The sequence below is a fragment of the Bradyrhizobium sp. SUTN9-2 genome, assembly GCF_003122645.1.
GTDB lineage: Bacteria > Pseudomonadota > Alphaproteobacteria > Rhizobiales > Xanthobacteraceae > Bradyrhizobium > Bradyrhizobium yuanmingense.
The window spans coordinates 2622468-2629882 of sequence record NZ_LAXE01000001.1 but is presented as its reverse complement, the minus strand read 5'-3'; the positions used below and the strand labels follow the sequence as shown (position 1 = coordinate 2629882).

Here is a 7415-nt window from a genome sequence, read left to right as displayed (position 1 = left end):
TACGGAGAATTCACGCCCCGATCTACAGCATTGCGGGATTGGATTGCCCCAAGATCGATGCCACGCAACCTAGCACCGACACCAAGGCCAGCTGCTGCTAAGTGGACAAGAGTATGTCGAGTTGCTGCACTAACATTGCAAGCGGGAGATCTAGCTGATCAATCACGTCGTCTTGGATTGGCAGTAGCGATGGAAGAATGGTCATCTGAGAAGTATCTCAGCATCGAAAGGACGGTAAGAAGCTTCGCGAACGCTCAGACGTTTCGTTGTTCCGAGCCGAAGAGGGGGAGGCGCTCGAGCGGTGCTCGACATGGCGCAGCACTGGCAACCGACCAAGGACAATTTTCCTGGTCACGTCGCCAAGGCGGTTATCGTGGATGCGATAAGAGAAGGGGTGTCGCCGCAGGCGGCGGACAACCTGCCACTCTCAAGAAGTCCGAGATGGCGGACGCCACCGAGCGGTTGCTGGCCGACAAGGACTGCCTGCTGAAGGTGCTGCGCCTCGCACAGCCGCAGGCACCGAGACCTTGGCGGTCTAAGCTCTTACCGCTCAACCGCCGGGCCGTCTTAGCGGCCCAGTTTGCTTTGAAAATTTGCCGCGCCTGCGACGTGCCCTGAAAAGCCCACAGGAAATTGCCTGCCATCGATGAGTGCAGCGCGCCGAATCAACTAAAAGTATCAGCATTACTCATTGAGGTGCTCCGCATGTCCGACCAGCGCGAGATCAGGCATATCGGCGTCTCACCGCCGCCGAGACCCAGCAATCCTAACCCCGGCACGCACGTTCCCGTGCGGCCACCGCCTTCGTCACCGCCGCCTCCACCAAAAAAATGAGTGATGAGGCGCACCCGGGCGACGCTGTCTTCGGGCCGAAGTTCGACGCCCTCCGCTGCGCGATCTACCACGTGGCGCGCCGCAATTATTTTGACCTGCTGAACAGGTTCCTGAATTTCATCGTCATTGTGCTCGGCGCGAGCGTTGCGGGAAAGGCGGCCAAGCTCATCCACCTAGAGGACGAGGCGTGGCTGGAATTTGCGGTGCTGATTTTCGCCACCGCGCAGCTGACGTTCGACTTCGGGTACCCGCTCCCGCACGCACGAAATTTTGCAGAAGAAGTATAATGATATGCTTGCGGAGATCGAACTCGATGCCGCTCCTGACGAACGGAGATACGCCAAGCTCTTCGCGATCGCAGGTGATGAGCCGATGCCGTTGCGGACCCTCGACGCTCTAGCTGTGAGCTTTCAGGAGGTTGTCCATCCGGTCCGGAACGAGGAAGCTGAAGTTGTCGAAGCTTTAGCCAATCCCCGGAGGACCGAATGGACACCCATAAGAATGCGCCTCTGACGCCGAAAGGCCGCGAGGCGATGGTGCGGAGCGCAACCGAGGGTGGCCTGACGAAGGCTGCAGCCGCGCTCCAGTTCAATGTTTCGGCCAAGACCGTCGCCAAATGGGTCAAGCGCTTCCGCGAGGAAGGTGTGGATGGGTTGCGTGATCGCTCCTCAAGACCTCTTTCATCGCCAAGCCAAACCCGTGCAGCCACATACTCCGCGATCGAGGCATTGCGCCGGCAGCGCCACATAGGCAAGCAGATCGCAACCGAGGTCGCCATCTCGCCAGCGACCGTCAGGCGTATCCTGCGGCGGCTGGGATTGAACCGATTGCGCGATTTGGCGCCCGACTGTGTGTGGGGGGACGCGACGAATGAATGTACGGTACCCGGATCGAATCAAGCCAAGCCGAGCGGGACGAGTAGCGGCAAACATACCGCGTAAGATCGAGCGGGCGCAGATTTTGCTAGCAGCCGACACTGGCGCCGCGACGAGGAGATTGCCCGGACAGTCAGAGTAAGCGTCTCCATCGTCAACCGGACCAAGCGCCCGCCCGCCGGAGGCGCGTGACGCTATGCCAGCCGACGCGATGATCAAGCTATCTGATCAGGACGGGTTGTCGGGCACGACCGTGCGCCGCCGGCTTGCCGAAAATGACCTCAAGCCGTGGCGCAGGGATATGTGGTGCATTCTCTATGTCGATGGCGAATGCGTCGCCCGCATGAAAGATTTACTTGATCTCCATATGTTGAAGCGTCTGATTCCGAACGCCCGCTCGTCCGCTTCGACGAGACCCCGTCCAGCTCATCGGCGAGGTGCGTCAACCGATTCCGGCCGAACCGGGAAGGCGCGAGCGCTACGATTAGGAGTACCGCCGCAACGGCACAGCTCGATCTGCAAGCCGATCGTAGCGAGGTGGACTTGAATCGGCAAACCCTCGTATAGCTCGCTCCCTCTTTCTTTATACTGATCATCCGCCTCCATATAATTGAACATTGGTGGCCAGCCAGCTATTGGAGCGTAGCCTCTCGATGGCAATTGCCTCCACGATGATCGGTCGGATCGATCTTGATGGAGCAAAGCTGCAGCAGCGAATGATTGAGCGAAGTTTAACCAAATCGACCGCGCCTGGTGCGTCAGAGGCGAATGATCGCGATCTAGCTTTGGATCTCGCCAAAGGAGTGCTGATCATTTTGGTGATCGTCGGTCACCTCATCCAGTATATCCTCTACCGAGATGAAGGCTTCTGGGATTCGCCATGCTTCAAATTGATCTACATGTTCCACATGCCTCTCTTTATGGCGATAAGCGGATACCTTGCCTGCCGTGCGCTGTTGCGAAAGTCGTTAGCGCAAGCCGTCGGCGATCGGGCGATGCAGCTCTTGCCGCCCATGCTGTTTTGGTACGCTCTCCTGGAGACAGCAAAGTTGGCTGTGCTTCGTCGTGCGCCTGACGCATCGGAGGACATTTTACCATTTTTATACGATGTCGCCGGTACGTACTGGTTCATCTGGGCAGCTTTCGTTTGCTTTCTTCTCGTAAAGATTGTTTCGATCTTCGATCGTGATTCGCCATGGATCTTGTTCGTATCAGTCCTAGTGATCGCGCTTGCGCCCCTGACATTCTCCTTATTTCCTCTTATAAAGTATACTTACCCGTTTTTCTGCCTGGGCTTCTCATTTGCCCAGTCGAGAGACCACTGGACGAGCATAACACGCCGTTACAAGCTGCTCTTAATCGCGTCTCTCTGCATCGCGGCACTGTTGTGTTTTCTAGCCTGGCAGAAGGATACGTACGTCTATAACAATCTCGCCCTGGTTCAAGATATGCTGTCGGCGAAGAACGTGCTTCTGATGCTTTTTGGCTCTGCGGTAGCCTCGGCGATCATGATTGAGCTCTTCTTGCAATGCTGGAGATATGGTCGCTCAAATCGAGTGGTCCGCTTTATCGCCATGGAAATAGGACAGAGCACGCTGGTGCTGTACTTGATTCAGGGTACGGTATTTCGCCTTATGGATTCGATAAAATACGCAGTGCCCTCGGATCTCACAACCAGGTGGGCCGTGGCAGGAATTCTAGGGGGAGCGATTGTTCTCGTCACGCTGATGGTGCGCCGAACCGTGCGCGACATTCCCTATCTGTCTCAGCTCATTCTAGGGGCTTCACCCCGCGCCCGTCGTCCAGTGGGTCAGCCCGCGCACAAGTAGAGCTATAGCCCAAATCCGGTCAGAACGCCGGAGAGCCGGCTCTCGGTTCACGCTTCGTAGCTCCCAGCCGGCGCGTCGTAGTCGCTCTGCACCGTGACGGTCTGCGTCGGGCGGCGGTCAGAGTAGCTCCGGCAGGCTTTTGGGATCAACGGGGACCTCGATGACGGGGTGTCCTTCTCCCTTCCGATGAGGCCGGCTCGTTCCAATGTCAGCACCATTTCGTGAACCGAAGGCGGGCTGCGGCGGCAAGCATGCGTCTCGCAAGCTCAAGCGCGCCCAGTTTTGCTGGCTGCCGATGCGGGGGCCGGCGACGAGGAGACGCCAGGAGCGTCGGCGTAAGCGGCTCGATCGTGTACCGGAACAAGCGCCGTTTCGTGGAGGGCAATCGGGAACGGGTGCTGAGCGAGGAGCCGCGACCCGGCTCGGACCGCAAGATCACGGGCAAGCCTTGCTGGCAACCGCTTATGCATGCCCTCCAAAGGGCCGCCGTGCCCGCTGGGCGCTCGATATGCTAGCGGGTGCACTCGTCGAGCTCACCGAACACAGAAGCCTGTCGCGCGAGACGGTCCGGCGACGTCTGGCGGAGAATGACCTCAAGCCTTGGCTGTCAAACGCCATCCGAAACTGCCCCCTCATATTGCCTCAGATGACAATGTTACCGAAGCGCCCCCAGCTGTCGCGCGAATTGGACCCCGCGGGTCCGAGCAAGCCGCTCGCGAAGCGCGCCCTCCAGAGCGCCGTAGCGAGCGAGCCGCTTGCGGTGATTCGGCGAAGCAACACGTGGGATTTAGATAGCGAGGGAAGCTTGGAACGATAGTATGGTTTCGGTGCTGCTGATGAGCTGTCGAGCGACCTTTGATCGCCAATTCTTCACCAACCGCTGCACCGTACGCCGCTGATGGCCACTGAACTGAACCGGCGCATGCGCTGCCAGCCGGGAGAGGAGATCGACGGCGGACAAGTGCGGAGCCGCGGCGAGCCATTCCTCGATCATGGGAATGTATGGGTCGAGCATCGATGGCCGACGTGGCACAGGTTTGCGCCGCACATAGCGGCGCCGATGAATGCCGCGCTGCTCACCCTGCTTCCAACCATCGCCGAGCTCTCTTGCAAAGGCGGTCAAGTCGCTTTGCATGTGTGCACCGGCGCGACGGTCATGGCTGGCTTTCCGGCCCGCTGATCAACACGCTTGCCCAGCTCATTTTGAGCGTCCCTCATCTGTGCCAGCAATGTCACCGGATCAAGCGTGCGGTAAATCTCACGCACCCGACGTTTGAATGCCTCGTTGAAATGCGGGTGGACCAATGCTCTTTCGTACGGTGTAGCGGGAGGAAGATAACGCTTGATCACCTTGGCACCTTCGCGGTGCTTCTCCTTCAGCTTAAACGAGGGCTGGAAGAAATTGATGTGCAGCCGTGCCGCGGCAAACAGGCGAGCTAATGAGCGAGCGACATCAATGCCTTCAAAGCGCCCGTAGCCCACCAGGCGGCGAACGATAGCTCCGTTCTTCTGTTCAACGAACGCTTGATCGTTCTTCTTGTAGGCCCTGGAACGAGTGACTTCGACATCGTGAGAACGGCACCACGACACGACCGTGTCGTTCATGAAGGCGCTGTCGTTGTCAAAATCGAGCCCGCAAACGGGCCAGGGAAATAGGTTCTGGGCGCGCTCGAGGGCCTCGACCACAAGCGCGGCTTCGCGCACGACGAGCGGAAAGCATTCGATCCAGCCCGTTGCGACATCTACCATTGTTAGCGTCTGAATGAAGGCGCCGGACACGGACATGCCGCCGTGCGCAACCAGATCCGCTTCGCAGTACCCCGGCGGAGGTGATCCCCAGTCATTGAATGTACGCACCGGGACTTGGCGCCGTACGGCACTGGAAAAGCCCGCCCGCCGGCGGCGTCCTCCGGCTGCTGCGATTCTTACGTCGCTCAGCAGGCGATCGATCGTCGCCGCGCTCACCCTCAAAACCTTAGACCTGTCATCGGCAGAGAGCTTCAATCTGCCGTGCCGTTCAAGAGCCGGAAGCAAGAACGGGATCATCGCGACGAGCCGCTTACTGCAGAGCCGGTCAGAGGCGTCCCATAGCACAATCAGTGCAACGCGAATGGAAGCTCCGTAGGTCCGGCCTCGTCGTCGCGGCACGGCTGATCCCGATGCCCTGTCCACCGACAGTGCTCGGATCGCGTGCTTGCGATGCCATCCCGTAACGGCACACAGCTCGTCCAGGATCCGTGCCTTCTCGAGCCGTCCGCTCGCCCGATAACGCTCCACCAGCGCTGATGTGATCTCGCGCTTCGCGCGCATGCTGATCTTCCCTGCCATAGCCGCCACCGAACCGATTCGGCAGCTCCGCCCCAGACACGACAGGCAAGTTCTCCGGTAACATTTTTAGTGAGGCAATGCGCGGTCATACCCTTCGCGACGTCATCGAGCGCACCGAGAGCCTCACCGGCTGTGCGATCGAGCGGGCCTATGTCGACAAGGGATATCGCGGCCACGACACACAAAATCCCCGCCGCGTCTTCATCTCGGGCCAGAAGCACGGCGTCTTCGGCGTCATCAAGCGCGAGCTACGCCGCCGTTTACGAGCCCATCATCGGACACATGAAGAACGAAGGTCACCTTGGCCGCTGCTATCTCAAAGGCCGCGCCGGAGATGCCGCTAACGTTCTCCTCTCGGCCGTTGGCCACAACCTCCGCCGTGTTGGCTTGGCTCAGAGACCTTTTGTCCCTCTTCCTGCCCTCACTCTGGCCAACGCTCAACTATCCAGTTCAGCCCAATTCGGCTATTAACGATCGACTACGTGGTCGATAGTTCTGCGGCCGTAATCTGCGATCTTTGGCATCTACTTCAGATTCGGAATCGGCAATTTGTGGCTCGAGAACCAAACTTCGAACCTGAGCCTTCGGAGAACATTCTTTGACTCTATGCAACAGCCCTGATCAAGGCCGTTGAAATGGCTTGAGCCAGAACTTGGCGGTTTTCGGGATTGCTCACCATTGTCACGTGGTTGCCTGGAACAGGTACCGTATGAATGGCCCCCGCATTCACGACCAGGTCCCAGCCAAGCTTGGGTAAGTTTGCATCGCGATCAGTTTGTTTGTCAGGCGGTGCCCAACAACAGAGAGGCTCAGTGGCATAAAACTGATGTATTTGAATCGGGAGCCACGGAAGGCGATACGATTGTAGCGCTTGGTAAAATTTCGCTGCCCTTTGATACATCGAAACGTCACTGTGGAGATCGTGACCTGCAGGTAACGCTCCTATTTGCTGCGCCTTTTCAAGCAACTCAGAGATGGAACATTGTTCCGTATCGCGTTCCAAAACCTCGCGATGTTCATCGCGCAAGGTTCCACAACGATCCAAAACAAATTCTCGCGCCAAATTCTCCAGTAACGCGTTTGAATAAGCCGCAGGTAGACTAACATCGAGGAACGCCATGAATGACACGGCTTCATCAATACTCAGTAACCGCTCAGCAATCGCATAAGCGAGGATTGCACCTGACGAGTATCCAGCAAAGCGGTATGGGCCACGTGGCTGGATCTTTTTGATCGCAATGATCAGCTGCGCGGCCATCGCCTCAAGGGTTGGCGGATAAACGTCATCGAAGGGGGGCCAGGGCAGAGCGTAGACCGAGCAGTCTGCGTCCATTTCCGCAGCCAGAGAGAGGACATACGAACAATCTCCAAAACCTGTGGGGACGAAGAAGAGCGGTGGCTGGGATCCGGTCGCACGAACGGAAATCACCCTCGAGTTACTGGGCTGCACCTGCAAACGAACCCTCGATGCAAGCTCCTTCAGAATAGGGGCTCGGAAGAGGTCGTTGGCGCTAAAATTCAGCCCAAGGTTTAGCGCTCGACTGAGCAG

At 58.2% G+C, this 7415-nt stretch carries 7 protein-coding genes and 3 pseudogenes; 7 read left to right on the top strand and 3 right to left on the bottom strand.

What is annotated here, in order from left to right:
• The first annotated feature begins 441 nt into the window (after positions 1-441).
• The 6 genes and pseudogenes from XF30_RS38050 to XF30_RS11895 form a co-directional block, all read left to right on the top strand.
• Positions 442-618, top strand: coding sequence for a hypothetical protein (locus tag XF30_RS38050; protein WP_158284356.1), 177 nt, complete (start codon positions 442-444; stop codon positions 616-618).
• A gap of 212 nt (positions 619-830) precedes the next feature.
• Positions 831-1121, top strand: coding sequence for a hypothetical protein (locus tag XF30_RS11915; protein WP_109142804.1), 291 nt, complete (start codon positions 831-833; stop codon positions 1119-1121).
• A gap of 198 nt (positions 1122-1319) precedes the next feature.
• Complete coding sequence (locus XF30_RS11905) at positions 1320-1775, top strand: helix-turn-helix domain-containing protein (RefSeq protein WP_244608932.1); 456 nt, start codon at positions 1320-1322, stop codon at positions 1773-1775.
• Positions 1705-2194: pseudogene (locus XF30_RS39265) on the top strand (transposase); the annotation flags it as partial. The gene XF30_RS11905 and the pseudogene XF30_RS39265, both read left to right, overlap by 71 nt.
• A 231-nt stretch (positions 2195-2425) precedes the next feature.
• Positions 2426-3538, top strand: a complete 1113-nt coding sequence (nolL, locus tag XF30_RS11900) for a nodulation factor fucose acetyltransferase NolL (RefSeq protein ID WP_192893402.1) — start codon at positions 2426-2428, stop codon at positions 3536-3538.
• 241 nt (positions 3539-3779) lie between these two features.
• Positions 3780-4142 (top strand): annotated as a pseudogene (locus XF30_RS11895) (transposase); the annotation flags it as partial.
• Between the two features lie 183 nt (positions 4143-4325).
• Here the strand turns inward: XF30_RS11895 and XF30_RS37695 are convergent.
• Together XF30_RS37695 and XF30_RS11890 are read right to left on the bottom strand one after the other, a co-directional pair.
• Positions 4326-4661: a hypothetical protein gene (locus XF30_RS37695; protein WP_146207682.1), complete on the bottom strand. Its 336-nt coding sequence runs from the start codon at positions 4659-4661 to the stop codon at positions 4326-4328.
• A complete protein-coding gene (locus tag XF30_RS11890) occupies positions 4658-5866 on the bottom strand; it encodes an integrase catalytic domain-containing protein (RefSeq protein WP_158284355.1) in 1209 nt (402 codons plus the stop codon). Before XF30_RS11890 ends, XF30_RS37695 begins: the two co-directional genes overlap by 4 nt.
• A gap of 83 nt (positions 5867-5949) precedes the next feature.
• Between XF30_RS11890 and XF30_RS11885 the strand changes: the two are divergent.
• Positions 5950-6359, top strand: a pseudogene (locus XF30_RS11885) (IS5/IS1182 family transposase); the annotation flags it as partial.
• A 111-nt stretch (positions 6360-6470) separates the two neighbouring features.
• Here XF30_RS11885 and XF30_RS11880 read toward each other — a convergent pair.
• On the bottom strand, positions 6471-7415 hold a 945-nt coding region (locus XF30_RS11880; RefSeq protein WP_204524501.1), incomplete at its 5' end, for a thioesterase domain-containing protein.

Bases quoted from the DNA above. Each gene is read 5' to 3' on its own strand.
- XF30_RS38050 (WP_158284356.1), top strand. From the start codon at position 442: ATGGCGGACGCCACCGAGCGGTTGCTGGCCGACAAGGACTGCCTGCTG.
- XF30_RS11915 (WP_109142804.1), top strand. From the start codon at position 831: ATGAGTGATGAGGCGCACCCGGGCGACGCTGTCTTCGGGCCGAAGTTC.
- XF30_RS11905 (WP_244608932.1), top strand. From the start codon at position 1,320: ATGGACACCCATAAGAATGCGCCTCTGACGCCGAAAGGCCGCGAGGCG.
- nolL (WP_192893402.1), top strand. From the start codon at position 2,426: ATGATTGAGCGAAGTTTAACCAAATCGACCGCGCCTGGTGCGTCAGAG.
- XF30_RS11890 (WP_158284355.1), bottom strand. From the start codon at position 5,866: ATGGCAGGGAAGATCAGCATGCGCGCGAAGCGCGAGATCACATCAGCG.